Source organism: Nucisporomicrobium flavum (genome assembly GCF_016464385.1).
Taxonomy (GTDB): Bacteria; Actinomycetota; Actinomycetes; order Mycobacteriales; family Micromonosporaceae; genus Actinoplanes; species Actinoplanes flavus_A.
The window spans coordinates 34,364-61,154 of sequence record NZ_JADMLH010000009.1; the positions used below are offsets into that span (position 1 = coordinate 34,364).

Here is a 26,791-nt window from a genome sequence, read left to right on the forward strand (position 1 = left end):
CCGGCTCAGCAGACGCCGGAGACGCACCTGTACCAGTGCCCGGTCCAGCCGCTGCCCGGCACGAAGTCCTGGTACCAGTGCGACTTCGGGTTGGCCACGTACACCACCACCCGCCGGTAACCCGGGGCCGGCCACTGCGACGGCAGGGTGTCGTCGGCCCGGCCGCCGCCCGGCATCTGAACCCAGCCGCGGGACGTGGCCCACTCGTGCCAGATGGTCCGGTCCGGGGCGATGCCGAAGCACTCGTCGATGGTGCCGTTGCCGTCCCAGTCGACCTTCCTGACGGTGGTGCCGGGCTTGAAGTCGCCGGTCGTCCAGCACGGTCGCGCCGGGGTCGCCGAGGCCGGGGCGGTCACCGCGACCAGGGACCCGAGCAGCACCAGGGGCACGGTCAGCAGGCGGAGCAGTCGTACCTTCATCGTTGTTCCCTTCCGTGGATTGAGCTGGCCTTTCCCACGCTAGGGACGGGCCGGGAAGGGCGAATCCGGCAGCGAATTGATCCTCGCGTCAACCCTGGGCCGACGCGTCACTACACCGTCAGATGCAGAGGCCGGGCCTCATGACGAGACCCGGCCTCCGGCAGGCGTCACCCTCAGGCGCCGCGCAGCACTGCTCCCGTACGCGCCGCTGCCGAGGCGACCGCCGCGTCCCGGGCGGCCACCGCCTCCTCGACGGTCAGCGTGCGGTCCGGCGCGCGGAAGGTCAGCTTGTACGCGAGGCTCTTCAGCCCCTCGCCCAGCTGCGACGACGCGTACACGTCGAAGAGCCGCACCGACTCGAGCAGGTCTCCCGCGCCCGCGACCAGCGCCGTCTCGACGTCCGCCGCCGGGACCGCCGCGTCGACCACGAGGGCGACGTCGATCAGGGCCGGCGGGAACGTGGAGATGGCCGCGGCCATGGTGACCGGACGGGCGGGGATCGCGTCGAGGTCGAGCTCCATCGCGCAGGTGCGCTTCGGCAGGTCGAGCGCCGAGAGCACCGACGGGTGGAGTTCGCCCGCGTGGCCGACGAGGGTGCCGTCGACCGAGATCGCCGCGCAGCGGCCCGGGTGCCAGGGGGCGTGATCCGCCGCCCGGACGGTGACGCGGTCGGGGGTCATGCCCGCCGCCGCGAGCGCGACGCGGGCCGCCTCGATGGCGTCCGCCCAGGTGGCCGGCCGTCCCTCGCCCCACCAGCCGGCCGGGGTCACGTCGCCGGTCAGCGCCGCCGCGAGGTGCCACGGCTGCTCCGGCACGATCGCGTTGGCCGCCGTCCAGTCCTCGTCGGACGGGCCGTGGTCGACGCCGAGCGCCGGCGGGGCCGTGGCTGCCAGGTGCGGCTGGAACACCGTACCCGTCTCGTAGATCGCCAGGTCCCGCTCGCCGCGGCCGAGGTTGCGCTTGAGCGTCGCGAGCAGCGGCGGCAGCAGCGTGGTGCGCAGCAACGGCTCCTGTTCGGACAGCGGGTTGGCCAGCCGGACCGCGCTGCGCCGCGGGTCGTCGGCGGGCAGGCCGAGCGTGTCGGCCGCGGCCGGGGTCATGAACGGGTACGAGAGCACCTCGACGTACCCGTTCTCCGCCAGGGCGACCCCGATCGCGCGGCGCCGGACCTGTTCCGGCGTCAGGCCCCGCCCGCCGCGGGCCGGGGGCAGCACGCTGGGGATCGCGTCGTAGCCGCCGAGCCGCGCCACCTCCTCGACCAGGTCGATCGGGGCGAGCAGGTCGGGCCGCCACGACGGCGGGGTCACCTCGAGCGGCTCGACGCCCCTGACCGTGCAGCCGACCTGGCCGAGCAGCTCGGTCACCTGCTCCACCGGGTACGCCACACCGATCCGCCGGCTCGCGAGGTCGCCGGGCAGCAGCACGGGCGCGGGCGGCACGACGTGGTCGAGGTCGAGGATCCGCTCGTCGACCGTGCCACCGGCGTGCGTGGTGAGCAGCTCGACGGCCCGCTGCAGCGCGACCAGCGGCAGCCGCGGGTCGACGCCGCGCTCCCACCGCTTGGCGGCCTCGCTGAACAGCTTGTGCCGCCGGGCCGTACGCCCGACCATCACCGGGTCCCAGTGCGCGGCCTCGAGCAGCACGTCCACGGTGTCCGGCTGGACCTCGCTGGTCTCGCCGCCCATGACCGCGGCGAGCGAGATCGGGCCGGAGTCGTCGCAGATCACCATGTCCTCGGCGTCGAGCACCCGCGCGACACCGTCCAGGGTGGTCAGCTTCTCCCCCGGCCGGGCCCGGCGCACGACCAGCCCGCCGCGCAGCAGGTTGAGGTCGAACACGTGCATGGGCTGCCCGAGCTCGAGCATCAGGTAGTTGGTGATGTCGACGGCGAGCGAGATCGACCGGATGCCCGCCGCGATGAGGCGGCGCTGCATCCACTCCGGCGACGGCGCCGACGGGTCGATGCCGCGGACCACCCGCGCCGCGAAGCGGTCGCAGCCGACCGTGTCCTCGATGCGGATCTCGTACGGCACCTGGTCGGTGCCCGCCGGCGCCGGGGCGGAACCCGGGTCGGTGTACGCGGCGGCGTACGCGTACGACAGCTCGCGGGCGATGCCCCGCACGCTCATCTGGTAGCCGCGGTCCGGGGTGATCTCCACGTCGACGATGACGTCGTCGAGCCCGACCACGGGACGCGCGTCGGTGCCGGGCGTCGCGGACTCCGGCGGGAGCACGATGATGCCCGAGTGGTCGCCGCTGAGGCCCAGCTCGGCGGCGGAGCAGATCATGCCGTTGGAGTTGCGCCCGTACGTCTTGCGAGCACCGATCGTGAAGCCGCCGGGCAGCTCGCCGCCGGGCAGGATCACGACCACGAGGTCGCCCACCGCGAAGTTGCGGGCGCCGCAGACGATCTCCTGCGCCGCCGGGTTGCCGACGTCCACGCGGCAGAACCGGATGGGCTTCTTGAAGCCGGTCAGCTCCTCGATCTCGAGCACCCGGCCGACGACCAGGTCGCCCTTGATCGTGGCGGCCTGGTCGACGACGGACTCGACCTCGATGCCGAGGTCGACCAGCTTGCGCTCGAGCTCGGCGGCGTCGACGGGCGCCGGCAGCTCGACGTACTCGCGCAGCCAGGACAGGGACAGCTTCATGATCAGACCGCCATACCGAAGTTGCGGGTGAACCGGACGTCACCCTCCACCATGTCGTGCATGTCGCTCACGCCGTTGCGGAACATCAGCGTGCGCTCGACGCCCATGCCGAACGCGAAGCCGGAGTAGCGCTCGGGGTCGATGCCGCAGGCGGTGAGCACCCGCGGGTTGACCATGCCGCAGCCGCCCCACTCGACCCAGCGCGGGCCGTCGCGGTGCTGGGCGAACCAGACGTCGAACTCCGCGGACGGCTCGGTGAACGGGAAGTAGTGCGGGCGCCAGCGGGTGCGCGCGTCCGGCCCGAACATCGCCCGGGCGAAGTGGTCGAGCGTGCCCTTGAGGTGCGCCATGGTGATGCCCTCGTCGACGACGAGACCCTCGATCTGGTGGAACACCGGGCTGTGCGTGGCGTCCAGGTCGTCCGTGCGGTACGCCCGCCCCGGGCTGACCACGTAGATCGGCGGCTGCCGGGTCAGCATGGTACGCACCTGGCCGGGCGACGTGTGCGTCCGCATCACCAGGCCGGGCAGGTCCACGTAGAACGTGTCCATGAGCCCGCGCGCGGGGTGGTCCGGGCCGATGTTGAGCGCGTCGAAGTTCGCCCATTCGAGCTCGAGCTCGGGCCCCTCGACGACGTCGTAGCCCATGCCGATGAACAGGTCGGCCATGTGCTCCATGAGCGTGGTCAGCGGGTGCCGGGCGCCGCGCGGGCGGCGGTCCCACGGCAGGGTGACGTCGACGCGCTCCTCGACCAGCACCCGGGCGGCCCGCTCGAGCTCCAGCTCGGCGAGGCGGGCGTCGTACGCGCCCTGGATGGACTGCCGGGCCACGTTGACGCGCTTGCCGGCGTCGGACTTCGCGGCGGGCGGCAGCGAGCCGATCTCGCGGCGGGCCAGCGACACCGGCGAGCGGTCGCCCAGGTGGGCGGGCTTGAGCACGCCGAGCGCGTCGAGGTCGGCCGCCGCGGCGAACGCCTTCTCGGCCTCGGCGACCGCGGCCTCGAGGACCTCGGGGGCGAGCAGGGCGGCCTGCTTCGGATCGTACGGATCGTTGCGGTAGGACATGGTGGGCGAACTCCCTCACACCGGATGAGCCATCGGCTCGTCGGGACCGAGTGCACCGAGCGCAGCGAGGGCCGCGAGTGGTCCGACTCGGGTGGATCAGTGTACGGAGGCACGGCTTCGCCGCAGCCCGCCGGTCAGGGAAGTTCGCGCAGAAGAAGAGTCAGCCCACGCGCCCGCGACCAGCGGGCTGGGTAAACATCCGACTCATGACGGTCTCCTCGGGGAGCGCTGCGCTCTGGCCGAAGCATACAAGCAGACGGCCGCGGCGGCAGCCAGGTTAAGGCTCTCCGCGCCACCGTAGATGGGTACGCGCACCCGCCGGTCGGCGCTCTTCAGCAGGTCGTCGGGGAGCCCGTGCGCCTCCGACCCGAACAGCCACGCGGTGGGCCGGCTCAGCGAGCCGTCGTCGAGCAGCTCGTCGAGATCGGCGTCGCCGTACCCGGTCGTGGCCAGCACCTGCAGCCCGGCGGCGCGCAGCTCGTCGACGACGGTCAGCGGCGCCCGGACGATGTCCACGTTGAACAGGCTGCCCGCGGAAGAGCGCACGCACTTGCCGTTGTACGGGTCCACCGCGTCGCCGGCGAACACCACCGCCCCGGCCCCGGCGGCGTCGGCGGTGCGCAGGACCGTACCCGCGTTGCCCGGGTCGCGGATCTCCGCGGCGACCGCCACCAGCCGGGGTTTCTTGGCGAGGGCATCAGCGAGCGGCACGTCGATCTGCTCGCACACCGCGACGAGCCCCTGCGGCTGGACGGTTTCGGCGAGTGCCGCCAGCCCCTCGTCGGTCACCGGGGACACCACGGGCGCCTGCATGGCCAGGTCGCCGTGGCGGGTGAGTGCTGTGTCCGTACCGAAAAGCTCCAGGACGACCCCCGCGGCCAGGGCCGAGCGCACCGCCTGGGGTCCCTCGGCGAGGAAGCGGCCGGTCTGGTCGCGGTCGCGGCGGCGCTGCAGCCGCCGGGCAGCGACCACCCTCGGGGTTCGGGGGGTGAACGTCACGTCTCCTCCGCAGGACATGCATCGGGGCGCCTCCGGACGAACCGGCAGGCGCCCCGAAAGGACTTGCTCAGGCAGCCTGGGCGGCGGCGCCGCCCGTGCCCTCGGCCGCCACGGCGGCGCGGGCGATCTCGACGATCGCCGCGAACGAGGCGGCGTCGTTGACGGCCATGTCGGCCAGGATCTTGCGGTCCACCTCGACGCCGGCCAGCTTGAGGCCCTGGATGAGGCGGTTGTAGGTCAGGCCGTTGGCCCGGGCGCCCGCGTTGATGCGCGTGATCCACAGCTGGCGGAAGTCGCCCTTGCGGTCACGGCGGTCGCGGTACGCGTACTGCATCGAGTGCAGCACCTGCTCCTTGGCCTTGCGGTACAGGCGCGAGCGCTGTCCGCGGTAGCCGCTGGCAGTCTCCAGCAACGTGCGACGCTTCTTCTGGGCGTTCACTGCCCGCTTGACGCGTGCCATTTCGGTACTCCTAACAGGGGAACGGGTGTGGCTCGCGTCAGCGGCCGAGCAACTTCTTCACGCGCTTCACGTCGGCCTTGGCGACCACGACGGTGCCGGTCATCCGGCGCGTGACGTGGGAGGACTTGCCCTCCAGCAGGTGGCGCTTGCCGGCCTGCTCGCGGACGATCTTGCCCTTGCCGGTGAGCTTCACCCGCTTACCCATGCCGGTGTGGCTCTTCATCTTCGGCACTTGAACGCCTACTCTCTCTGCTCCCCGAGGCCGGAGGACCTCGGGGATTCCATCACTCTGCGGTGGTGTCGGCGGGCGCTTCGACCGGCGGTGCCTCGGCACCGTCGCCCTCACGCGGTTCCCGCGGCGGCCGGGCGTTGGCCGCGATGGTGGCCGCGGCGGCCGCCTTGGTCGCCCGGTGGGGCGCCAGCACCATGATCATGTTGCGGCCGTCCTGCTTGGGACTGGCCTCGACGAAGCCGAGCTCCGAGATCTCCTCGCTGAGCCGGCGCAGGAGCCGGAAGCCCAGCTCCGGGCGGCTCTGCTCGCGACCGCGGAACATGATCGTCACCTTGACCTTGTCGCCGGCCTTGAGGAACCGCACCACGTGACCCTTCTTGGTCTCGTAGTCGTGCGGGTCGATCTTCGGGCGCAGCTTCATTTCCTTGATGACGGTCTGTTGCTGGTTGCGCCGGGCTTCGCGCGCCTTGAGTGCACTCTCGTACTTGAACTTGCCGAAGTCCATGAGCTTGCACACCGGCGGGCGCGCCATCGGCGCCACCTCAACCAGATCCAGGTCGACGTCCGCGGCCAGCTGCAGGGCGCGCTCGAGCGGGACGATGCCCACCTGCTCACCCTCGGGGCCGACCAGCCGGACTTCCCTTGCCCGGATCTGCTCGTTCACGCGTGGTTCGACGCTGATGGGGCCTCCTCAGAACGATCTGCTCGCGTCCCGGCGGAAACCGGGTACGCAGTCTGCCAATGTCGGTCGGCCTCGCGCCGCCCTCGTGGAACGGGCGACGGGAAAGCAGAAGGCCCCGGCACATGCCAGGGCCCGCTCGACCGGTCATCGGCGTCCATGAGGACGCACACCGGCACGGGAACATTCCCGGGCCGGTTGACCGGACCCGGCCACCGTCCCGCGTGAACGCGGGAGGCGACTCGGGTGGGAACCAGCGGGCTCCTCTTTCGCGCCCGCCGCTGCTAACCCGAGGGTGAGGAGCGCAGGCGTGGTCGACTGCGGCGAAGTCTACCAGTTCAGGAGGACGCTGCCGAATGAAGGGCCCGTAGTGCGCGGACGCCCTCGACGGCGTACTCCTTGTCGGCCGCCTGCAGCGCGTGGACCGGCACGGTCTCGTCGTCGTGCAGCTCCAGCATCGCCCAGGCGGCGTTGCGGTCGAAGCGTACGGCCCGCACCGCCGACCAGGGCAGATCGAAATTCCCGACGACGTTGCGGATCCGTACGTGCTCGGCGTCCGCGCGGACCCGGGGGCGGGTGAAGGCCAGGATGCCGGCCGCGGCGAGCACGCCCAGGCCGATCATCGCGGTCTGGTCGCCCCGCTCGAACTGGCCCATGTTGTCGCCCGTCGAGCCGTGCAGGCCGAAGCTGAGCACGGTGAAGAGGATCACCACCGCGGCAGCCGAGATGCCGGCCACCCACCGGATGCGGCGCGGGCGGAACTCGACGGCCTCGCGAGTCGGAGTAGTCACAGTCATCACTCTGCCACTACAGCCGGCAGTTGGAGATGTCGGTGACGAGGATGGCGCGGGCGCCGAGCTCGTACAGCTCGTCCATGATCCGGTGCACCTCCGCGCGCCGGACCATCGCCTGCACCGCCACCCAGCCCTCGCGGTGCAGCGGGGAGACGGTCGGCGACTCGATGCCCGGGGTCAGCGCGGTCGCGTTCTCCAGCAGGTCGGCGCGGACGTCGTACGCCAGCATCACGTAGCTGCGGGCCACCAGCACGCCCTGCAGCCGCCGGATGAGCTGTGACGTCTTCGCCTCGGTGGTGTCGTTGTGCCGGCCGATCAGGATGGCCGACGAGCGCAGCAGCGGGTCCCCGATCGTGACCAGCCCCGCCTGGCGCAGCGTGGTGCCGGTCTCGACGACGTCGGCGATCAGGTCCGCGACCCCGAGGCGTACGGCGTTCTCCACCGCCCCGTCGAGCCGCACCACGTCGGCCTTCAGGTCGTGCTCGGCGAGATACCGCTCCACCACTCCCGGGTACGCGGTGGCGATGCGGCGGCCACCGATCTCGGCCGCGGACTCCAGCGTCCCGGCCGGAGCGGCCCAGCGGAACGTGGCCCCGCCGAAACCGAGGTCCAGCAGCTCCTGGGCCGGTACGGCCGAGTCCACCAGCAGGTCCCGCCCGGTGATACCGAGATCCAGATCACCCGAGGCGACGTACGTGGCGATGTCCCGGGGGCGCAGGTAGAAGAACTCGACATTGTTGTCCTCGTCACGGCAGACGAGGTCCTTCGGGTCGGTGCGCTGGCGGTAACCGGCGTCGCGCAGCATCTGGGCGGACGGTGCGGACAGGGTTCCCTTGTTGGGTACGGCGATGCGCAGCATGGACGTGCTCCTTCGACGAGTCTCGATGGGGGCGACAGGGCACGTCAGAGATGTCGGTAGACGTCCTTCAGCTCGAGACCGGTGGCGATCATCAGGACTTGCGCCTGGTAGAGCAGCTGCGAGATCTCCTCGGCGGCGCGGTCGGGGCCCTCGTGCTCGGCCGCCATCCACGACTCGGCTGCTTCCTCGACGACCTTCTTCCCGATGAAGTGCACGCCCTTGTCCAGCGCCGCGACGGTGCCCGAACCCTCGGGCCGCTGCACCGCCTTCGCCTGAAGCTCGGCGAACAACTCTTCGAACGTCTTCACGGGAGGGAATTGTTGCAGCTCATTAACCGATGGCGACGGACGGCCCCATCTCTTGGGACGTGGGTTAGCCTGCGCGTCATGGTCAGCAGAAACACCTTCGCCGCGCTCGGCGGCGCCGCTGTGCTCGCCGTCACGCTCACCGCCTGCGCGCCCGCGGACGAGGAGGGCACCCCCGCCGCGAGCGGATCCGCCTCCGCCTCCAGCGCGGCCTGCGCCCCGGGCGCCCTCGACACGATGACGCCGGGCAAGCTCACGATCGGCACCGACAACCCGGCGTACGAGCCGTGGTTCAGCGACAACAAGCCCGCCAACGGCAAGGGCTTCGAGTCCGCGGTGGCATACCAGGTGGCCGAGCGCCTCGGCTACCCCGCGCCGAACGTGGTCTGGACCCAGGTGACGTTCAACAACGCGATCGCCCCGGGCCCGAAGACGTTCGACTTCGACATCAACCAGTTCTCGGTCACGCCGGAGCGGCGCAAGGCGGTCGACTTCTCGTCGCCGTACTACCTGGTGCGCCAGACGGTGATCACGACCAAGGGCTCCAAGATCGCCGGCGCCAAGACGCTGGCCGAGCTCAAGGGCGCGAAGCTCGGCGCCCAGGTCGGCACGACCAGCTACCAGGCGATCACCGACCTGATCAAGCCGGACGCCAAGCCGCAGGTGTTCAACAACAACGACGACGCCAAGAAAGCGCTGGAGAACAAGCAGGTCGACGGCATCGTGGTGGACCTGCCGACCGCGTTCTACATGACCGCGGCGGAGCTCGACGACGGCGTCATCGTCGGTCAGCTGCCGCAGGTCGGCGTGCCGGAGCAGTTCGGTCTGGTGCTCGACCTCGGCTCCAAGCTGACCCCGTGCGTGAGCGCGGCCGTCGACCAGCTGCGCCAGGACGGCACGCTCGCGGTGCTGGAGAAGACCTGGCTCGCCGGCAGCGGCGGGGCTCCCGAGCTTTCGTGACCACCGAGCTCCACCGTCCCAGCGAGATCCAGCTCGGGCGGATCGCCTACCGGCGACGGCAGACGATCCGCTCGGTGCTGCTCGCCGCCCTGTCCACCGCGGTCGTCGGCGGCGCCCTCGCCTTCGCGGTCACCGGCGCACCCGGCTGGGACCGGGTCAAGTCGTCGTTCTTCGACCCGGAGGTCGCGCGCAAGTACCTGCCCGACGTCCTCGAAGGCCTCTGGCTGAACATCCGGCTGCTGGTCGTCTGCGCCGCGGCCGCGCTGGCGCTCGGCCTGCTGGTCGCGGTGCTGCGCACGCTGCGCGGACCGGTCTTCTTCCCGGTACGCGCGCTCGCGACCGGATACACGTACGCGTTCCGCGGCCTCCCGCTGATCATCGTGCTGTACGTGTGCACCCTCGGCGTGCCCGGGCTGCGGCTGCAGGGGATGCCGTCGGTGCTGGTGCTCGGCGGGGCGGCGCTGGTGATCACGTACGGGGCGTACCTCGCCGAGGTGTTCCGGGCCGGCATCGAGTCGGTGCACCCCAGCCAGCTGGCCGCCGCGCGCTCGCTCGGGCTCACGTACCGGCAGACGATGCGGCACGTGGTCCTGCCGCAGGCCGTACGCCGGGTCGCCCCGCCCCTGCTCAACGACACCGTGGCGCTGCAGAAGGACGTGGGGCTGGTGTCCCTCGCGGGCCCGATCGACGCCGTGCGCGCGGCTCAGATCGCCACCGCCCAGGACGCCAACTTCACGCCGTACATCGTGGCCGGGGTGCTGTTCGTCCTGCTCGCCCTGCCGCTCATCGGCGTCACCGACTGGGTGACGCTGCGCGCGGCCCGCCGCCAGTCCGCGGGGTCATGATGCTGCTGTCGTGCGAGAACGTGCGCAAGGTCTTCGGGTCCCAGGTCGTCCTGGACGACCTGTCGCTCGACGTGGGCGAGCACGAGGTGGTGGCGCTGATCGGCGCGTCCGGCTCGGGCAAGTCCACGCTGCTGCGCTGCGTCAGCCTGCTCACCGGCGTGGACGACGGCACCATCCGGCTGGACGGCGAGGACATCACCGACCCGCGGGTGAACCCCGACCTGGTCCGCCGCCGCATCGGCATGGTGTTCCAGGCGTACAACCTGTTCCCGCACATGACCGTGCTGCGCAACATCACGCTGGCGCCGGCCAAGGTGCACAAGCGCGCGGCGGCTGACGTCCGTGACCAGGCGATGGAATGGCTGAAGCGGCTCGGCCTCGCCGACAAGGCGGACAGCTACCCCGACCGGCTCTCCGGCGGCCAGCAGCAGCGCGTCGCGATCGTCCGGGCGCTGGTGAACAGCCCGCGGCTCCTGCTGCTCGACGAGGTCACGTCGGCGCTCGACCCGGAACTGGTCGGCGAGGTGCTGACGATGATCCGCGGCCTCAAGGAGGAGGGCATGACGATGGTCCTGGCCACCCACGAGATGGGCTTCGCCCGTCAGGTGGCGGACCGGGTCGTCTTCCTCGACGGCGGCCGGGTGCTCGAGTCCGGGCCGCCCGCGCAGGTGCTGGGCGACCCGGTGGAGCCCCGGACCCGCCAGTTCCTGGCCCGGATCATCGAGGCGGGAAGGCTCTAGCTTTTCTCCACGTGGCGGATGGCGAGCACGGCGTCCAGCACGGCGACCGTGCTCTGCCAGCCCTTGTCCTCGATCGAGTCCTCCAGACCGGCGCGGTCCTTGGCCTGGCCCAGGCTCTCCACGGTCAGCACGCCGTGCGCGACCGGCGTCCCGGCGTCCAGCGCCACCCGGGTCAGGCCCGCGGTGACCGAGTCGCAGACGTAGTCGAAGTGCGCGGTCTCGCCGCGGATGACCACACCCAGCGCCACCACGGCGTCGCACTTCTTCGCCAGCGCCTGCGCCACGATCGGCAGCTCGACCGAGCCCGCGACCCGGGTCACGATGACCTCGTCCACGCCGCACGCCTTCGCCGCCGCCTGCGCCCGGTCGACCATGTGGTCGACCAGGTCGGCGTGCCAGCGCGAGCCGACGATGCCGAGCTTGAGCCCGGCCGCGTCGACGGTGTTCAGGTGCGGGTCCCCGAAACCGGCCATGTTGCCCCCTTTTTGACGTATGTTCCCATGCCGGGCGAGGCCGGATCAGCCCAACGCCTCGAACAGATGACCCATGCGGTCGCGCTTGGTCCGCAGGTAGCGCACGTTCTCCGGGTGCAGCCGCACGGGCAGCGCCTCCCGCCCGGTGATCGTCAGCCCGTACCCCTCCAGGCCCGCCCGCTTGGCCGGGTTGTTGGTGAGCAGCCGCATCGAGCGCACGCCGAGGTCGTACAGGATCTGCGCGCCGGTGCCGTAGTCGCGGGCGTCGGCGGGCAGGCCCAGCTCCAGGTTGGCGTCGACGGTGTCCAGGCCGCGGTCCTGCAACTGGTACGCCTGCAGCTTGTGCAGCAGCCCGATCCCGCGCCCCTCGTGCCCGCGCATGTACAGCACCACTCCCCGCCCGGCCAGCGCCACCCGTTCCAGGGCGGCGTCGAGCTGAGGGCCGCAGTCGCAGCGTACGGACGCGAAGACGTCGCCGGTGAGGCACTCCGAGTGGACCCGGACCAGCACGTCCTCGCCGTCGCCGAGGTCGCCGTACACCAGGGCCACGTGCTCGGCGCCGTCGACGGCCGCGCGGTAGCCGACCGCCGTGAAGTCACCGTGCTCGGTGGGCAGCCGGGTCTCGACGACCCGCTCCACCTGCTGCTCGTGCCGCCGCCGGTACGCGATCAGCTGCTCGATGCTGATCACCGCCAGGTCGTGCTCGGCGCCGAACTTCTCCAGGTCGGGCAGGCGCATCATCGTGCCGTCGTCGTTGACCATCTCGCAGATCACCCCGGCCGGCCGCAGCCCCGCCAGCACGGCCAGGTCGATCGCGGCCTCGGTGTGCCCGGGCCGGCGCAGCACGCCACCCGGCTTGGCACGCAGCGGCACCACGTGCCCCGGCCGGGACAGGTCGGTCGGCTTGGTGTCCGCGCCGGCCAGCAGCCGGATCGTGTGCGCCCGGTCGGCGGCCGAGATGCCGGTGGCGATGCCCGCGGCGGCGTCCACGGTGACCGCGTACGCCGTCCCGCGCCGGTCCTGGTTGGTGTGGAACATCGGCGGCAGGTCCAGCCGGTCCGCCTCGTCCTCGGTCAGCGGCACGCAGATGTAGCCGGAGGTGTACCGCACCATGAACGCGACCAGTTCCGGCGTGGCGTGCTCGGCGGCGAAGATCAGATCGCCCTCGTTCTCGCGGTCCTCGTCGTCGACCACGATCACGGGACGGCCGGCGGCGATGTCGGCCACGGCCCGGGACACATCAGCGAGCATTGCGGTCTCCCAGCATCTTCTCGACGTACTTGGCGATGACGTCGACCTCGAGGTTCACCGGGTCGCCGGGGCCCTTGGCGCCGAGCACGGTGAGCTTGAGCGTGGTGGGGATCAGCCCGACCGCGAACGAGTCGGCGGTGACCTCCATGACGGTCAGCGAGACGCCGTCCACGGTGATCGAGCCCTTCTCCACGACGTAGCGCGACAGCTCGGCCGGCAGCGAGAAGCGCAGCACCTCCCACTGCTCGGCGGGCTCGCGGGACAGGATCGTGGCGACCCCGTCGACGTGGCCCTGCACGAGATGCCCGCCGAGGCGCGAGCCGACCGTCGCGGCCCGCTCGAGGTTGACCGGGCTGCCCTCGCGCAGCGCGCCGAGCGAGGACCGCTTGAGGGTCTCCCCCATGACGTCGGCGGTGAAGACGCCGTCGGTGGCCTCGAGAACGGTGAGACAGACCCCGTTGACGGCGATGGAGTCGCCATGCCGCGCGTCGGATGTGACAAGCGGTCCGCGTACGGCGATGAGCGCCGAGTCGCCTCCCGCGTCGGTGAGCCGGACGACCTCACCCAGTTCTTCGACGATCCCCGTGAACATCAGGCCTCCTTGGGCCGCAGCGATGCAACAAAACGCAGGTCGGGGCCGATCTGCGTGACTTCGATGAGGTCCAGGTCGATCGCCTCGGCGATCGTGGTGACGCCCGCGCCGACCAGGGCCGCGCGCCCCGCGCCGAGCAGCTTGGGCGCCACGTAGCCGATCACCCGGTCGACCAGGCCGGCCGCGAGGAACGCGCCCGCCAGCGTCGGGCCGCCCTCCAGGAGGGCCGCGCGCACGCCGCGGGCGTACAGCTCGCGCAGCAGGGCGGACAGGTCGACGTGGCCGCCGGGTCCGGCGCCGACCGCGGCCGCCGTCGCGATCCAGGTCTCGGCGGCGGCGTCCCGCACGCGCGCCTTTTCGGGGGTACGCCCGGAGGAGTCAACCACCACCCGCAGCGGCTGCTTGATCGCGAGGCTGCCGTCGCGCAGGTCCCGCACGGTGAGCTGAGGGTCGTCGGCGAGCACCGTGCCGACCCCCGCGACGATGGCGTCGACGGTGCTGCGCAGCCGGTGCACATCGCGGCGGGCCGGCTCCGAGGTGATCCACATGCTGGTGCCGTCGGCCGCCGCCGAGCGCCCGTCGAGGGTGGCCGCGTACTTCCACGTCACGTACGGGCGGCTGCGGCGTACGGCGGTCAGCCAGGCCACGTTGCCCGCCTCGGCCTCCTGCCGGCGTACCCCCGTCTCGATCTCCACCCCGGCGGCCCGCAGCGTCGCCGCGCCCCCGGCCGCGACGGGCGTCGGGTCGTCGACGGCGATGACCACCCGGGTGATGCCGGCGGCGATCAGGGCCTGGGCGCACGGCCCGGTGCGGCCGGTGTGATTGCAGGGCTCGAGCGTGACCACCGCCGTCCCGCCGCGGGCGCGCTTCCCGGCCTGCGCCAGCGCCACGATCTCGGCGTGCGGGCCGCCCGCGTACGCGTGGAAGCCCTCGCCGACCACCTCACCGTCGGCGCTGAGCAGCAGGCAGCCGACGACCGGGTTGGGGCTGGTGGTGCCGAGGCCCCGGGCGGCAAGCGCGATCGCGCGGCGCATCGCCTCGTCCTCGGTGACCATCTCTCTGCCCTTCCCTGACGCGGTACGGTCACGCGCCGGGAAGGTGAGGGAAACAAAGCCGGAAACCGGACATCAGGGTACGCTTCGCGCGCCCCGGGCGAGGGTACGGCGTCGACACGCCCACGGCACTGCGCCCGGGCGGGCCGACCCGTTGGACACCTCGGTCCTGTTCCCGCGCGCTGTCTCCCATCCGGACTGTCTGACCGATCGGCGTGTGCCGGTCGATCAACCGTCGGCCCCGGAGTCTCACCAGGTCCACCGGCCGCCGAGGTCGACGTCCGGGTCGCGGGCTTACCCTCCCGTCAGGGAAGGATCACCGCCGGTTCGGAATTTCACCGAGTCCCGCCAGCGCGTGGTGGGTCACCGGCCAGTCTTCCACGACTTCCGCGATCTGCCACCTGCCGGGCGACCCACGTCACAGGGTCGGTTCGTCGTCCAGGTCCGAGTCGCTGCGCCGGCGGTCGATGGCCACGTACGAGCCGGGCTGGCTCTTGGCCACCTTCTTCATCTCCGACGCGACCGCCACGACGGCGCGGTGGTCGTCGTACAGCCGGCCGCCCGCGATGGACTGCGCGACACCGATCGAGAGCGTGACCAGCGCGGCCCGCTGCTTGCCACCGCGCCGGTCCGGCACCTCGATGTAGCCGCGCTGGGCGTCCTCGGGGTCGTACAACTGGTCGGCGGAGGCCTCGAAATCGGTGACCATGTGCTTGGTCAGCGGCAGCACCTGGTCGGGGTGGCAGATGAACACGAAGTCGTCGCCGCCGATGTGGCCCAGGAACACCGGCGGGCGCCCGGCGGCGGCCGCGGCCCGGTGCAGGCTGCGCGCCAGCACGGTGATGAACTCGTCGCCGCGGTCGAAGCCGTACACGTCGTTGACCGGCTTGAACCGGTCGATGTCGACGTAGCCGACGGAGAAGTCGCCGCTCGCCTTCATCCGGTCCACGATCTCGCGGGTGACGCGCGCGTTGCCGGGCAGGCCGGTCAGCGGCGACACCTCGCGGAACTCCTTGTTACGCCGCAGCGTCGAGGAGACCCGGGCGATGAGCTCGGCGGTGTCGAACGGCTTGACCAGGTAGTCGTCGACGCCCGCGGTGAGGCCGACGACCTTGTCGACGGTCATGCCCTTGGCGGTCAGCATGATCACCGGGAGCGCGGAGGTGAGCGGCTCGGCGCGCAGCCGGCGGGTCAGCTCGACGCCGTCCATCTGCGGCATCATCCAGTCCACCACCGCCAGGTCGGGGCGGCGGGTCTCCATCAGCTCCAGCGCCTCCTGGCCGTTACGGGCGCGGACCACGTCGAAGCCGTGCACCTCGAGGTTGAAGGCGACGAACCCGGCGATGTCGGCGTCGTCGTCCACGACCATGATCAGGTCGCGTTTCTCCTCGGGCTCGCTGCCCGGCCCCTCGCCGGCGCGGCGGACGACGCCGGTGCTCATGAGTGCGCCAGGGATCGCTCGGCGAGGGCCCGCAGCTTGCGGACCGCCTCGGCGGGGTCGTCGGCGCCGTACACCGCGGTGCCGGCCACGAACGCGTCGGCGCCCGCCGCCGCGGCCTGCTCGATCGTGTCGGCCGCGATGCCACCGTCCACCTCCAGGCGCACCTGCAGGTCCTTGGCGGTGATCCGGCGCCGCACGTCGCGGACCTTGTCCAGCATCTCCGGCAGGAACTTCTGGCCGCCGAAACCGGCCTTGATCGTCATGATCAGCAGGGTGTCCAGGTAGGGCAGGAGCTCCAGGTACGGCTCCACCGGCGTGTCCCGGTCGATCGCCAGCCCCGCCTTCGCCCCGGCCGCCCGCAGCGTCTTCGCCAGCGCCACCGGGTTCTCACAGGCCTCGGCGTGGAACGTCACGTTGTACGCGCCGGCCTCCGCGTACCCGGGCGCCCAGCGCTCCGGGTCGGTGATCATCAGGTGCACGTCGAACGGGATGGTCGTCGCCTTGCGCAGGCTCTGCACCACGGGCAGGCCGATGGTCAGATTCGGCACGAAATGGTTGTCCATGACGTCCACGTGCACCCAGTCGGCCGCCCCCTCGATGTCGCGCACCGCGTCGGCGAGGTGCGCGAAGTCCGCGGCGAGGATGCTGGGCGCGATGATGCTGGGGGCTGTCGTACCAGGGACGGTCGTGCTAGGGGCGGTGATCGGCGATGACTCCACCGGTGAAGTGTATGGCCTCACGTGCGGGGCCCGGGATACTCATGGGGTTCTCCCGGGGAGGCTGGCATGCGGCGGTTCGCGTACCTGCTGGTGGTGTTTCTCGCCGCCGGCTGCACGACCGCGCCCCCGGACGGCACCGACGGCGACCTGACCGGCGGCTGGGCGCTGCCGCCGGCGCCCGCGCCGTTCCTCCCGCAGCCGGGCTTCTGCCACGCGAGCCTCACCCAGACCGAGGCGGCCGCCGACTATCGCCCGCTCTCCTGCGACCAGGTGCACGTCAGTGAGACGTACGCGGTCGGCACCGCCGCCGACGCCGACGTGCCACCCGCCGCGGGCACGGCCGGGGCGCGGGCGGCCTACCGCGAATGCGCCGACAAGGCGGTGACCTTCCTAGGCGGCCAGTGGCGAGCCGCCCGCCTCGCGGTCCACGTGGTGTGGCCGACCCGCCACGCCTGGTCCGGCGGCGCGCGCTGGTTCCGCTGCGACGTCACCCAGTCCGACCTCGACGGGTACGGCCAGAGCGGACGCGCCGAGACGCTCGAGGGCGAACTCACCGGCCCGTCCCCGCTGCGGCTGGGCTGCTTCGCGCCGTCGGTCAAGGGCGAGACTGTCACCGAGATGAAGCCCGTACGGTGCACCAGCGAGCACCGCGCCGAGTTCGCCGGCCTGTGGCAGGCGCCCGACACGTCGTACGCGGACCTCGAAGCCGGCACGGCTCGCAGCGCGGCGGGCTGCCGCAGCGTGATCGCCCGCTTCGCCGGCCTCCCGGACGACTCGGACATGCAGTACCGCAGCGGCTGGATCTCCTACAACCCGACCCGCACGGAATGGCTGGCGGGCGAGCGGCGGGTGCGCTGCTTCATCTACTTCGCCGAGCGCACGCTGACGCGGTCACTGAAGAGCGCGGGCCCAGACGTCCTGCCCGTCGACTGACGACCGGCCGGCGGCGTCAGGTGGCGGACGTGCTCCGGGCGCGGTAGTCGGCGACCCGGTTCCGGAACTCCGTGCTGTCGTTGGTGCGCGGGAACGGCTCGTCCGGCACCGGCACGCCGAGGAAGGCGCAGAGCGGCTCCCAGCCCTGCTTCACCTGGAACTCGAGCAGTCGCGGGGCGGGCACCTCCCGGCGTACGGCTGCGTTGTGCTCCTCGAAGACCTGGATCGCGTCCTCGCGGTCGGCGAAACGCCCCCCGAAGGTGCCCTGCCAGACCACCGCGTCGATCATGTCGACCACCGGGCGGGCCTGCACCGCCGCGCCCTGACGGGCCTGGTCCGCCGCTTGGAAGATCGTGCGCTCGGCGCTCTCGTACCAGGCGGCGGGGTCGCGCACGGTGAGGATCACTCTGGCCCGCGGGTGCGCGGCCGTCAGCTCCCGCCAGAAGTACGTCCCCGGCCAGTCCACCGTGGACCGGTGCCCGGCCAGCGCCTCCCGGAGACAGCCGGTGTCGCCCTCGGCGGCGCGCCGGAACAACTCGGCGCGCTCCGGGAGCTCGAGCAGCGACGTCATGTGCATGCACGGCCCGAGACCGAGACGCTCCAGGGCCAGCTTGAGGCTGAGGGTGCCGGTACGCCCGAATCCTGCTCCGATGACATCCATCCGTCATCAATACCAGGGTTTGCCGACCAAAGACGTGAACAATGTGGCGGGACGTCATCCGCCCGGGTCGCCGGGAACCGCTCAGCTGGTGCGGCGCAGGACCGCCAGGAACATCGCGTCGGTGCCGTGCCGGTGCGGCCACAGCTGCACCGTCGGCCCCGGTCCGATCTTCGGCATGCCGGGCGGCAACAGCGGCCGCGCGTCCACGAAGTCCACCTCGACCCCGCTGCGGCGCGACCCTTCGGAGACCGTCACCTGCGTCTCCACCATGTGCGGGGAGCACGTCACGTACGCGACCACGCCACCGGGGCGTACCGCGCGCAGGGCCGCGACGAGCAGCTCGCGCTGCAGGCGGGTCAGCGGCGGCAGGTCACCCGGCTGGCGGCGCCAGCGGGCCTCCGGGCGCCGGCGCAGCGCACCGAGACCCGTGCACGGCGCGTCGACCAGAACGCGGTCGAACGACTCCTCGGGCAGGTCCGGGTCGCGGCCCACCGTACGCCCGTCCGTCGGCAGGACGGTGACCGGCAGCCCGACCGTGGCCTGCTCGACCAGCCGGGCCCGGTGGTCGGCGACCTCGACCGCGGTGACGTCGGCGCCGCGCTGCGCGGCGATCGAACCCAGCAGGCCGGTCTTGCCGCCCGGACCCGCGCACAGGTCCAGCCAGCGGGTGTCGCGGCCCTCGAGCGGCGCCGCCACCAGGGCCGCCGCCACCAGCTGCGAACCCTCGTCCTGCACGTGGGCGCGGCCGTCGCGGATGGCCGCGAGGTCGCCGGGAGCGCCGCCGTTGAGATAGACCGCGTACGGCGAGAACGCGCCCGGAACCCCGCCCACCTCGTCCGCAAGGTCCACGGCGTCGGCGCGGCCGGGTCGGGCGCACAGATGCACGACCGGCGGCTGGTTGTCCTCGATGAGCAGGCGCGCGGTGTCCTCGAGGTCCCCGCCGAGCGACTCCGCGAACGACCGGATGATCCACTCGGGGTGGTTGTGCACGACGGCGAGGTTGCCGATCGGGTCCTGCTCGTAGTCCGGCGCCACCCGCGCCAGCCAGTCGTCGAGGCTGGTCTCGGAGATGCCGCGCATGACCGCGTTCGCGAACCCGGCCGCGCCGGGCGCGACCGACCGGACCAGGTCGACGGTCTGGTTCACCGCGGCGTGGGCGGGCACCCTCGTGAAGAGCAGCTGGTACGCCCCCAGCCGCAGCGCGTCCCGGGCGGGCGGGTCGATGCGCGACACCTCACGGCCGGCCGCCTCGGCGATGATCCGGTCCAGGGTGCCGACCGCGCGCAGCGTGCCGTACGTGAGCTCGGTGGAGAACGCCGCGTCCCGCCCGTGCAACCCCATGCCGCGCAGGATGTCGGGCAGCACAAGATTCGCGTACGCGTCATCGCGATGCACCGCCGCGATCGCCTCGTACGCCGCCTGCCGCGCCGGGTCGGACGGCGGCCGGCCACCCCGCGGCGCGCGACCGGAGCGGGCGTCGCGGCTCTGCGCCCGGTCATAGCCGGGGCCGCCGGGACGCCGCGGCCGACCGGAATTGTGCGGACGGTCCGCGCGGTGCGCCCTGCTGTCCGGCCCCCTGTCGTCACCCGGCCGGTCCGTGCGGTGCTCGCCGTCCGCCGCTCGCCTCTCGCCGTTCTCCCCGCGCGGCTCACCGTTCTCCGCGCGCGGGTCGCCGATTGCCGGGCGCCGCTCGTTGTCCGCGCGGTCGGCGCGGGGCTCGCTGTCCGCCGGGCGCCGCTCGTTGTTGTCCGGACGGTCCTCGGCAGTCACTGGAGTTGCTCTCCCGGGTTGATGCGCAGGCCACGGGCCCAGTCGCTCGCGGACATGGGCTTCTTGCCGGCGGCCCGGACCTCGCCGAGGATCACCGGGGTCGTCGCGGTGCCGGCCAGCACGCGGGTGCGTTCGACCAGCAGCTCGCCGGGCTTGAGCGGCTCGGCGTTGGCCACCGGCCGGACCGGACCCAGCTTGACCCGCTCGTCGCGCAGGGTGGTCCAGGCGCCGGGCGCGGGCGTGCAGGCGCGGATGCGCCGGTCCACCGCGAACGCCGGGTCGGACCAGCGGATCCGGGCGTCCTCCACCGTGATCTTGGGCGCCATCGAGACGCCGTCGGCCGGCTGGGGGTGGGCCCGCGCGGTGCCCGCCTCGATCGCGTCGAGAACCGCCACCAGCAGCCCGGCACCCTCGGTGGCGAGCCGGCCCAGCAGGTCACCCGCCGTGTCGTCGGGGCGGATGCGCTCGGTGAGCGTGCCGTACACCGGGCCGGTGTCCATGCCGGCCTCCAGCTCGAACACGCTCGCGCCGGTCACCTCGTCACCGTGCAGGACGGCGTGCTGCACGGGCGCCGCGCCCCGCCACGCCGGCAGCAGGGAGAAGTGCAGGTTCACCCAGCCGTGCTCGGGGATCTCCAGCGCCGACGGCGGCACGAGCGCGCCGTACGCCACCACGGGCACACAGTCCGGCGCGAGCTGACGCAGCCGCTCCTGGAACTCCGGCTCCCGCGGGCGCTGCGGCGTGAGCACCTCGATGCCACGCTCGTCGGCCCAGGCGCCGGCGGGCGACCGGACCAGCCGGCGGCCCCGTCCCGCCGGGGCGTCCGGGCGGGTCACCACGGCCACGAGCTCGTGGGAGGACGCCGCGATCGCGTCGAGGGACGGGAGGGTGACTTCCGGCGTACCGGCGAAGATCAGGCGCACCCGGTCACCGCCCCAGGCCGAAAAGGCCGCTGCCGTGCGGGCTGGTCTTGACCACCGGCGGCTTCCCGGCGTCGTACCACTCGGCGGCCCGGATCTGCTTCATCGCGTCCTTGCGGGCGGCGGCGTCGAGCCGGTCCAGGAACAGCACCCCGTCCAGGTGGTCGGTCTCGTGCTGCACACACCGAGCCATCAGGCCGGTGCCCACCAGCTTGATCGGGTCCCCGTACTCGTTGAGGCCTTCCGCGACGACGTTCTGCCGTCGCTTCGTGTCCACGTAGACGCCGGGGATCGACAGGCAGCCCTCCGGCCCGTCCTGCTCCTCGGCGTCGGGGAAGCTCAGCACCGGGTTGACGATGTGCCCCACCACGTCGTCGACGTTGAACGTGAACACCCGCAGGCCCACACCCAGCTGCGGGGCGGCCAGCCCGGCCCCTGACTCGTCGAGCATGGTGTCGGTGAGGTCCCGCACGAGGGCGCGCAGTTCCTTGTCGAAGTCGGTGACCGGGTCGGCCTGCGTACGCAGCACCGGGTCGCCGAACAGACGGATGGGCTGGACGGTCACGCGATGCCACTCCTGATCGCCGTACGGTGGGACACCCTGCAGTCTACGGAGCTGGCAGGACCGGCTGCACCGAGCCTCACCGGCACCCCGGCCGGGCCGTGGCGGACCGTGCCCGGCGGGTTCAGCCGAGCGCGACCGGGAGCGTCGCCCATCCTCGCAGGGTGAGCCGGTCCCGGCGGGTCGGCTCGTCCGCCGGCGCGATCCGCGGGAAGCGGCGCAGCAGCGCGGGCAGCGCCACCCGCGCCTCGAGCCGGGCCAGCGGCGCGCCGAGACAGTAGTGCGCGCCCGCGCCGAACGACAGCACAGCGTTGTCGGGACGGTCCGGGTCGAACCGGTCCGGGTCGGCGAAGCGCTGCGGATCCCGGTTCGCCGCACCGAGGAACAGGATCAGCTCGCTGCCCGCGGGCACCGGCACCCCGCCGACCTCGGCGTCGACCCCCGCGAACCGCTCGGTGAGCTGCACGGGCGAGTCGTACCGCAGGATCTCCTCCACGAAGGCCGGCGCCAGTTCCGGATCGTCGCGCAGCCGCGCGGCGTGCTGCGGCCGCTGCAGGAGCAGATGCAGCCCGTTGCCGAGCAGGTTGGTGGTGGTCTCGAAGCCCGCGACCAGCAGCAACGCCAGGTTGCCCATGAGCTCGTCGGCGGTCAGCTTGTCACCGCCGGCGTCGTGCGCGGCCGCCAGAGCGGTCACCAGGTCGTCCCGGGGCTCCCGCCGGCGCAGCTCGATCAGCGAGGTGAAGTAGTCCTCCAGCTCCTTGGCCGCGCTGTGCGCCGCGACCGCCTGCTCCTCGGTGAACCGCACCTCGAGGACGGCGGTCAGCGCCTCGGCGAGGCGCCGGAACTGCCCACGATCGCTCGCCGGCACGCCCAGCAGGGCGCAGATCACCCCGATGGGCAACGGGTACGCCAGATGCGTCATGTAGTCCACGACCCCGCCGTCGGCCCACCCGGCCAGCTCGTCGAGCGCCTCGTCGACCTGGGCGACGATCACGTCCCGCAGCCGCGCGACCCGGCGGGCGGTGAACACCCCGGAAGCGAGCCGCCGCATCCGCGTGTGGTTCGGCGGGTTCTGCCGCAGCATCGAATCGGCGAAGAGCGCGACACCCCGGTTCGCCCGCCAGTCCGACCACTGCGCATCCAGCAGCGTCGAGTCGTACGCGACCATCGCCGGGTCCCGCAGGATCGCATCGGCGGCGGCGTACCCGCAGACGAAGAACGCCCCGCCGTGCCCGACAACGGGCCCGTACGACCGCAGCGCCGCGTACGCCGGGTACGGGTCCCGTCCGGCACGGGCGGAGAGAAGGGTCGAGATGGCGGCGGCGGCATCCATCGCTCCATTGTGCTGACCCGTCCACCCCCATGTCGATCACCATCCCTGTCAGCTTCCGGCGCCCGCTGGAGGGGCAGCATGTTCACAGCAGCTCGGCCGGGTCCACCTGGATACGAACCGGCAGGGCCGCCTTCTTCGCGCTCCGCACCGACGCCGCCTCGTGCAGCGCCCGCGCCAGCTCCGCCGCCTTGCCCCGCGACACCCGTACGAGCATCCGTTCCTGGTCGTCCGAGGCCGGCACCGGTCCCAGCACCTCGGCGCCCGGTGGCAGGCGGGTGGCGTCGAGCAGTTCGGCGACGGCCTCCGCCTTTCCGGTGAGGCTCGCCATCCGGGCGGCCGGCGGGAAGCCCAGTTCGCGCCGCTCGGCGAGCTCGCGGGCGGCGAACCAGCCGGGATCCCAGCGCAGCAGGGCCTGCACCGGCGCGAGCGAACCGTCGGCCACGACGACGACCCGGCCGCCCGCGGGCGCCGGCCGGGCCAGCGCCGCCGCGGACAGCCAGCGGCGCATCGTCTCCTCCGCGGCGCGCAGGTCGGCGCGGGTCAAAAGGGCCCACGTGTCCAGCAGCAGGACGGCGCCGTACCCGCCCTCGGCGACCGGCTCGGCGCCGGGCGTGGCCACGACCACCGCCGCGTCGCCCGGAACGGTGTCGAGGATCTCGTCGCGGCCGGACGTGCGTACCGGCACGCCGGGGAAAGCCCGCCCCAGCTCCTCCGCCGTACGCCGCGCCCCGGTGACCGAGGCACGCAGGCGACGGCCACCGCAGGCGGGACACGCATAAGCCGCGGCGGCGCGCCCACACCAATGGCACGTCGGTACGGAACGTGCCCCGGCCAGCCCGAGCGGCCCGGCACAGTGCGGGCAACGCGCGGGCGTGCGGCATTCGGCACAGGCGACAGATGGAAGGTAACCGCGGCGCGGCACCTGAACGAGGACGGGCGCCCCGCCCTGCAGCGCTTGTCGCGCAGCCTGCCAGGCCAGGCTGGGCAACCGAGCGGTCACCGCCCCGGGGTCCCGTGCGAGCTGCGGATCGTCCCCGGTCGGCGCTATCGCGGGGCTGCGCGCCCGCAACGTGCCGCGGGTCGCCACGATCTCCTTCGCCCAGCCGGTCTCCAGGAGCAACTGCCCTTCACCCGTACGAGCGAAGCCCCCGACAAGAGCAGCACACCCGGCAAGCTGAGCCCGGGTGAGCAGCACATCCCGCGCGTGCGGATACGGCGCTCGCGGCTCGGCGTGCAGATCGTCGCCGTCGTCCCAGATCGCAACGAGCCCCACATCGGCAACGGGCGCGAACATGGCCGCCCGAGTCCCGACAACCACCGGAACCCGATGCCGGCTCGCGGCGAGAAATCGCCGGTACCGCTCGGACGGCCCGGCAGCGGCATTCAACGCGACGTGCCGCCCGTCCCCGAGCGCCTTGCTCAGAGCCCGGTCGAGCCGCTCCAGATCCCGCGCATCGGCAACGACGACAACAACGCCCTTCCCGGCCCGTACGGTGGCAGCGGCAGCCTCGGCGATCCGAGCAGGCCAGTCCTCCCCCGGCAACGCCGACCACACGGCGCGCGCGGGCCGCCCCTCGGAAAGCGCGTGCAGGAAGGCGGGCCCGGCCGGGTAGTCCGCCCACCCCGAGACAACCTCACCCCCGCGCCCATCACCGGCCGAAGCCATGGCACCGGCCTCGAACGACGCAACCGCCCCGCCGGGATCGCCGTGCGCAACCCCGCTATGGGGATCGGTGGACGCAACCACCTCACCGGATTCGCCGGGCGTCGACCCGCCACCAGGATCGGCCGACGCCACCGCCTCGCCCGAATCGCCCACCGCAACCCCGCCACCAGGACCGGCCGACGCCACCGCCTCACCGACAACCGGGGACGAGATCGCCGAAGCGGCGGCGGAACCGGCCGGCTCACCTCCGACCTGGGCATCGCCGGCCCGCTCAGCGTTCCCTGGCTTGACGCTCCCCTGCTCAGCGCTTCTCTCGTCTGCGCGGGCCGGCTCGACCTCGACCGGCTCTCCTTCCTCAGCCGCGGCGGTCGTGGCTTGCGCTTCGACGCGGGCGTGCCGGGGCGGCACCGCCAGGCGCAGGACGTCGGAAAGGTTTCCCGCATAGCGATCCGCCACGGCCCGCGCGAGCCGGGCGATCTCCGGGTCGAGAACCCGCTCGGGCGACACGACCTTGTCGAGGAAGGCCAGCTTGGCGTGGGTGCTCGACTCCACCCTCTCGAGCAGGAAGCCGTTGACCATCTGGCCCGCGAACCGGACCTTGACCCGCACCCCCGGCTGCGCGGCCGCATCGTCGGCGGCGGCGATCAGGTAGTCGAACGGGCGGTCCAGGTGCGGCAACGGCACGTCCACGCAGACGCGGGCGACCGGCAGCGTCGCCGCCGGTTCGCGTTCCTTGCTCTTCGCCGTCACCCGGACATTCTCGCGCCGGGGTACGACGTTTTCGCCGAACAACGCAGCAGCCCCACCCGCCCCCGACAAGCCCGGCGACGAGCCGGGCAGGGACGATGACAAGCCCGACGACAAGCCGCCGGACGAGGACGCAGACGGGCCAATGGCCGAGAACGGCAGCACAGGCGAGGACGGCACCACAGGCGAGGACGGCACCACAGGCGAGGACGGCACCACAGGCGAGGACGGCACCACAGGCGAGGACGGCACCACAGGCGAGGATGGCAGCACAGGCGAGGACGGCACCACGGACGGAACCGCAATGCCGGTCACCGGAACAGCAGCCTGCGACCGGCAAAGAGCAGATGCCCCGGCAAGCGCCGGGGCATCTGGTTTCGTCCTCAATGTGCTGAGGCCCGCGGCGAAGGATCGCCCGGCCGTACGGCAGCCGTCAGGCTGCCGCGTTCTTCAGGTCCTGGGCGCGGTCCGTGTTCTCCCACAGCAGCTCGGGCAGCTCGCGGCCGAAGTGGCCGTACGCGGCGGTCTGCTGGTAGATCGGGCGCAGCAGGTCGAGGTCGCGGATGATCGCGGCCGGGCGCAGGTCGAACACCTCGTGGATGGCCTTCTCGATGCGCTCCACCGGCACGTTCTCCGTGCCGAAGGTCTCCACGAACAGCGAGACCGGGTGCGCCTTACCGATCGCGTACGCGACCTGCGTCTCACACCGCTCCGCCAGCCCGGCGGCGACGACGTTCTTGGCCACCCAGCGCATCGCGTACGCCGCGGACCGGTCCACCTTCGACGGGTCCTTGCCGGAGAACGCGCCACCGCCGTGACGGGCGTAGCCGCCGTACGTGTCCACAATGATCTTGCGGCCGGTCAGGCCGGCGTCACCCATCGGGCCGCCGATCTCGAACCGGCCGGTCGGGTTCACCAGCAGCCGGTAGCCCTCGGTGTCCAGACCCAGCCCCTCCAGCTCCGGGGCGATGACGTGCTCACGCACATCCGGCGTCAGCAGCGACTCCAGAGAGATGTCGGCGGCGTGCTGCGACGACACGACGACCGTGTCGAGGCGGACCGGGCGCAGACCGTCGTACTCGATCGTGACCTGCGTCTTGCCGTCCGGGCGCAGGTACGGAATCGTGCCGTCCTTGCGGGCCGCGGACAGCCGGCGGGCGAGGCGGTGCGCCAGCGCGATCGGCAGCGGCATCAGCTCCGGCGTCTCCGAGCACGCGAACCCGAACATCATGCCCTGGTCGCCGGCGCCCTGCGAGTCGAGCACGTGCTCCGAGTCGCCTTCGCGCAGCTCGATCGCGCTGTCCACACCCTGGGCGATGTCCGGCGACTGCGAGCCGATCGACACGCTCACGCCGCACGACGCGCCGTCGAAACCCTTCTTCGACGAGTCGTAGCCGATCCCCAGGATGGTCTCGCGCACGATGCTCGGAATGTCCGCGTACGCCTGCGTCGTGACCTCACCGGCCACGTGCACCTGACCGGTCGTGATCAGCGTCTCCACCGCGACGCGGCTGCGCGGGTCCTGCGTCAGCAGGGCATCGAGAATACCGTCGCTGATCTGGTCAGCGATCTTGTCCGGGTGGCCTTCCGTGACCGACTCGGAAGTGAACAGGCGGCGTGCCACGGTGCTCCTCAGATTTCGTCGAAGGTTCGTTCCGCGGCAG

At 72.4% G+C, this 26,791-nt stretch carries 27 protein-coding genes and 1 riboswitch; of the genes, 4 read left to right on the top strand and 23 right to left on the bottom strand.

Features of this window, described 5'->3' with window-relative positions; genetic code table 11:
• Nucleotides 1-5 precede the first annotated feature (5 nt).
• The 10 genes from IT780_RS21820 to IT780_RS21865 all read right to left on the bottom strand — a co-directional run bounded on the left by IT780_RS21820 (nt 6) and on the right by IT780_RS21865 (nt 8,465).
• On the bottom strand, nt 6-419 hold the full coding sequence (locus IT780_RS21820) for a hypothetical protein (protein ID WP_199513486.1): 414 nt from the start codon (nt 417-419) through the stop codon (nt 6-8).
• Between the two features lie 173 nt (nt 420-592).
• On the bottom strand, nt 593-3,070 hold the full coding sequence (pheT, locus tag IT780_RS21825; protein ID WP_199513487.1) for a phenylalanine--tRNA ligase subunit beta: 2,478 nt from the start codon (nt 3,068-3,070) through the stop codon (nt 593-595).
• 2 nt (nt 3,071-3,072) lie between these two features.
• Entirely contained in the window at nt 3,073-4,134 is a 1,062-nt protein-coding gene (gene pheS / locus IT780_RS21830) for a phenylalanine--tRNA ligase subunit alpha (protein ID WP_199513488.1), read from the bottom strand.
• A 204-nt stretch (nt 4,135-4,338) separates the two neighbouring features.
• The gene (locus IT780_RS21835; protein ID WP_307831306.1) at nt 4,339-5,133 is read right to left on the bottom strand and encodes a TrmH family RNA methyltransferase; all 795 of its coding nucleotides are present in this window, start codon (nt 5,131-5,133) and stop codon (nt 4,339-4,341) included.
• A gap of 67 nt (nt 5,134-5,200) precedes the next feature.
• Nucleotides 5,201-5,593, bottom strand: coding sequence for a 50S ribosomal protein L20 (rplT, locus tag IT780_RS21840; RefSeq protein ID WP_184991627.1), 393 nt, complete (start codon nt 5,591-5,593; stop codon nt 5,201-5,203).
• Nucleotides 5,594-5,630: 37 nt separating this feature from the next.
• Nucleotides 5,631-5,825, bottom strand: a complete 195-nt coding sequence (gene rpmI / locus IT780_RS21845; protein ID WP_199513490.1) for a 50S ribosomal protein L35 — start codon at nt 5,823-5,825, stop codon at nt 5,631-5,633.
• A 52-nt stretch (nt 5,826-5,877) separates the two neighbouring features.
• Entirely contained in the window at nt 5,878-6,489 is a 612-nt protein-coding gene (gene infC, locus IT780_RS21850) for a translation initiation factor IF-3 (protein WP_199513491.1), read from the bottom strand.
• A 353-nt stretch (nt 6,490-6,842) separates the two neighbouring features.
• Nucleotides 6,843-7,295, bottom strand: coding sequence for a PH domain-containing protein (locus tag IT780_RS21855; RefSeq protein ID WP_372443762.1), 453 nt, complete (start codon nt 7,293-7,295; stop codon nt 6,843-6,845).
• A gap of 16 nt (nt 7,296-7,311) precedes the next feature.
• The gene (gene hisG / locus IT780_RS21860; RefSeq protein ID WP_199513493.1) at nt 7,312-8,157 is read right to left on the bottom strand and encodes an ATP phosphoribosyltransferase; all 846 of its coding nucleotides are present in this window, start codon (nt 8,155-8,157) and stop codon (nt 7,312-7,314) included.
• Between the two features lie 44 nt (nt 8,158-8,201).
• Nucleotides 8,202-8,465 (bottom strand): phosphoribosyl-ATP diphosphatase, encoded by a 264-nt coding sequence (locus IT780_RS21865; protein WP_199513494.1) that lies wholly within the window; start codon nt 8,463-8,465, stop codon nt 8,202-8,204.
• A gap of 78 nt (nt 8,466-8,543) precedes the next feature.
• Between IT780_RS21865 and IT780_RS21870 the strand changes: the two genes are divergently transcribed.
• From IT780_RS21870 to IT780_RS21880, 3 genes are read left to right on the top strand one after another with little or no spacing between them, the layout of a single operon-like run.
• Entirely contained in the window at nt 8,544-9,422 is an 879-nt protein-coding gene (locus IT780_RS21870) for an ABC transporter substrate-binding protein (RefSeq protein ID WP_199513495.1), read from the top strand.
• Nucleotides 9,419-10,267: an amino acid ABC transporter permease gene (locus IT780_RS21875; protein ID WP_199513496.1), complete on the top strand. Its 849-nt coding sequence runs from the start codon at nt 9,419-9,421 to the stop codon at nt 10,265-10,267. Before IT780_RS21870 ends, IT780_RS21875 begins: the two co-directional genes overlap by 4 nt.
• Complete coding sequence (locus IT780_RS21880; protein WP_199513741.1) at nt 10,267-11,007, top strand: amino acid ABC transporter ATP-binding protein; 741 nt, start codon at nt 10,267-10,269, stop codon at nt 11,005-11,007. Before IT780_RS21875 ends, IT780_RS21880 begins: the two co-directional genes overlap by 1 nt.
• On the opposite strand, the gene ribH is transcribed toward IT780_RS21880, so the two are convergent.
• From ribH to rpe, 6 genes are all read right to left on the bottom strand, one after another.
• Nucleotides 11,004-11,480, bottom strand: coding sequence for a 6,7-dimethyl-8-ribityllumazine synthase (gene ribH / locus IT780_RS21885; protein ID WP_199513497.1), 477 nt, complete (start codon nt 11,478-11,480; stop codon nt 11,004-11,006). The two genes, IT780_RS21880 and ribH, sit on opposite strands and share 4 nt — an antisense overlap.
• A gap of 45 nt (nt 11,481-11,525) precedes the next feature.
• Nucleotides 11,526-12,731 carry a bifunctional 3,4-dihydroxy-2-butanone-4-phosphate synthase/GTP cyclohydrolase II gene (locus tag IT780_RS21890; protein WP_199513498.1) on the bottom strand — a complete coding sequence of 402 codons (1,206 nt, stop codon included), beginning with the start codon at nt 12,729-12,731 and terminating at the stop codon, nt 11,526-11,528.
• Complete coding sequence (locus IT780_RS21895; protein WP_199513499.1) at nt 12,721-13,323, bottom strand: riboflavin synthase; 603 nt, start codon at nt 13,321-13,323, stop codon at nt 12,721-12,723. The genes IT780_RS21890 and IT780_RS21895 overlap by 11 nt, the downstream gene beginning before the upstream one ends.
• Nucleotides 13,323-14,378 carry a bifunctional diaminohydroxyphosphoribosylaminopyrimidine deaminase/5-amino-6-(5-phosphoribosylamino)uracil reductase RibD gene (ribD, locus tag IT780_RS21900; RefSeq protein WP_199513500.1) on the bottom strand — a complete coding sequence of 352 codons (1,056 nt, stop codon included), beginning with the start codon at nt 14,376-14,378 and terminating at the stop codon, nt 13,323-13,325. Before ribD ends, IT780_RS21895 begins: the two co-directional genes overlap by 1 nt.
• 174 nt (nt 14,379-14,552) lie before the next feature.
• Nucleotides 14,553-14,732: riboswitch (FMN riboswitch) on the bottom strand.
• A 61-nt stretch (nt 14,733-14,793) separates the two neighbouring features.
• The gene (locus tag IT780_RS21905) at nt 14,794-15,816 is read right to left on the bottom strand and encodes a GGDEF domain-containing response regulator (protein ID WP_199513501.1); all 1,023 of its coding nucleotides are present in this window, start codon (nt 15,814-15,816) and stop codon (nt 14,794-14,796) included.
• Nucleotides 15,813-16,535, bottom strand: coding sequence for a ribulose-phosphate 3-epimerase (gene rpe, locus IT780_RS21910; RefSeq protein WP_372443764.1), 723 nt, complete (start codon nt 16,533-16,535; stop codon nt 15,813-15,815). The genes IT780_RS21905 and rpe overlap by 4 nt, the downstream gene beginning before the upstream one ends.
• A 66-nt stretch (nt 16,536-16,601) precedes the next feature.
• Between rpe and IT780_RS21915 the strand changes: the two genes are divergently transcribed.
• A complete protein-coding gene (locus IT780_RS21915) occupies nt 16,602-17,468 on the top strand; it encodes a septum formation family protein (RefSeq protein WP_199513502.1) in 867 nt (288 codons plus the stop codon).
• Nucleotides 17,469-17,484: 16 nt separating this feature from the next.
• Here the strand turns inward: IT780_RS21915 and IT780_RS21920 are convergent, their stop codons facing one another.
• From IT780_RS21920 to metK, 7 genes are all read right to left on the bottom strand, one after another.
• On the bottom strand, nt 17,485-18,129 hold the full coding sequence (locus tag IT780_RS21920; RefSeq protein WP_199513503.1) for a sulfotransferase family protein: 645 nt from the start codon (nt 18,127-18,129) through the stop codon (nt 17,485-17,487).
• An 81-nt stretch (nt 18,130-18,210) separates the two neighbouring features.
• The gene (locus IT780_RS21925) at nt 18,211-19,899 is read right to left on the bottom strand and encodes an RsmB/NOP family class I SAM-dependent RNA methyltransferase (protein ID WP_307831307.1); all 1,689 of its coding nucleotides are present in this window, start codon (nt 19,897-19,899) and stop codon (nt 18,211-18,213) included.
• Nucleotides 19,896-20,822 carry a methionyl-tRNA formyltransferase gene (gene fmt, locus IT780_RS21930; RefSeq protein ID WP_199513504.1) on the bottom strand — a complete coding sequence of 309 codons (927 nt, stop codon included), beginning with the start codon at nt 20,820-20,822 and terminating at the stop codon, nt 19,896-19,898. The genes IT780_RS21925 and fmt overlap by 4 nt, the downstream gene beginning before the upstream one ends.
• Nucleotides 20,823-20,826: 4 nt before the next feature.
• Entirely contained in the window at nt 20,827-21,384 is a 558-nt protein-coding gene (gene def, locus IT780_RS21935) for a peptide deformylase (protein ID WP_199513505.1), read from the bottom strand.
• 121 nt (nt 21,385-21,505) lie between these two features.
• The gene (locus tag IT780_RS21940) at nt 21,506-22,714 is read right to left on the bottom strand and encodes a cytochrome P450 (RefSeq protein WP_199513506.1); all 1,209 of its coding nucleotides are present in this window, start codon (nt 22,712-22,714) and stop codon (nt 21,506-21,508) included.
• Nucleotides 22,715-22,796: 82 nt separating this feature from the next.
• Nucleotides 22,797-25,070, bottom strand: a complete 2,274-nt coding sequence (locus tag IT780_RS21945) for a primosomal protein N' (RefSeq protein ID WP_443678587.1) — start codon at nt 25,068-25,070, stop codon at nt 22,797-22,799.
• A 490-nt stretch (nt 25,071-25,560) separates the two neighbouring features.
• Nucleotides 25,561-26,751: a methionine adenosyltransferase gene (gene metK, locus IT780_RS21955; protein ID WP_199513507.1), complete on the bottom strand. Its 1,191-nt coding sequence runs from the start codon at nt 26,749-26,751 to the stop codon at nt 25,561-25,563.
• Nucleotides 26,752-26,791 lie beyond the last annotated feature (40 nt).

What these genes read in the sequence shown, in the direction of transcription:
- IT780_RS21820 (WP_199513486.1), bottom strand. Translation starts at nt 419, where the DNA reads ATGAAGGTACGACTGCTCCGCCTGCTGACCGTGCCCCTGGTGCTGCTC.
- pheT (WP_199513487.1), bottom strand. Translation starts at nt 3,070, where the DNA reads ATGAAGCTGTCCCTGTCCTGGCTGCGCGAGTACGTCGAGCTGCCGGCG.
- pheS (WP_199513488.1), bottom strand. Translation starts at nt 4,134, where the DNA reads ATGTCCTACCGCAACGATCCGTACGATCCGAAGCAGGCCGCCCTGCTC.
- rplT (WP_184991627.1), bottom strand. Translation starts at nt 5,593, where the DNA reads ATGGCACGCGTCAAGCGGGCAGTGAACGCCCAGAAGAAGCGTCGCACG.
- hisG (WP_199513493.1), bottom strand. Translation starts at nt 8,157, where the DNA reads ATGCTGCGCATCGCCGTACCCAACAAGGGAACCCTGTCCGCACCGTCC.
- IT780_RS21870 (WP_199513495.1), top strand. Translation starts at nt 8,544, where the DNA reads ATGGTCAGCAGAAACACCTTCGCCGCGCTCGGCGGCGCCGCTGTGCTC.
- IT780_RS21880 (WP_199513741.1), top strand. Translation starts at nt 10,267, where the DNA reads ATGCTGCTGTCGTGCGAGAACGTGCGCAAGGTCTTCGGGTCCCAGGTC.
- ribH (WP_199513497.1), bottom strand. Translation starts at nt 11,480, where the DNA reads ATGGCCGGTTTCGGGGACCCGCACCTGAACACCGTCGACGCGGCCGGG.
- IT780_RS21890 (WP_199513498.1), bottom strand. Translation starts at nt 12,731, where the DNA reads ATGCTCGCTGATGTGTCCCGGGCCGTGGCCGACATCGCCGCCGGCCGT.
- IT780_RS21895 (WP_199513499.1), bottom strand. Translation starts at nt 13,323, where the DNA reads ATGTTCACGGGGATCGTCGAAGAACTGGGTGAGGTCGTCCGGCTCACC.
- ribD (WP_199513500.1), bottom strand. Translation starts at nt 14,378, where the DNA reads ATGGTCACCGAGGACGAGGCGATGCGCCGCGCGATCGCGCTTGCCGCC.
- IT780_RS21905 (WP_199513501.1), bottom strand. Translation starts at nt 15,816, where the DNA reads ATGAGCACCGGCGTCGTCCGCCGCGCCGGCGAGGGGCCGGGCAGCGAG.
- IT780_RS21915 (WP_199513502.1), top strand. Translation starts at nt 16,602, where the DNA reads ATGCGGCGGTTCGCGTACCTGCTGGTGGTGTTTCTCGCCGCCGGCTGC.
- IT780_RS21920 (WP_199513503.1), bottom strand. Translation starts at nt 18,129, where the DNA reads ATGGATGTCATCGGAGCAGGATTCGGGCGTACCGGCACCCTCAGCCTC.
- IT780_RS21940 (WP_199513506.1), bottom strand. Translation starts at nt 22,714, where the DNA reads ATGGATGCCGCCGCCGCCATCTCGACCCTTCTCTCCGCCCGTGCCGGA.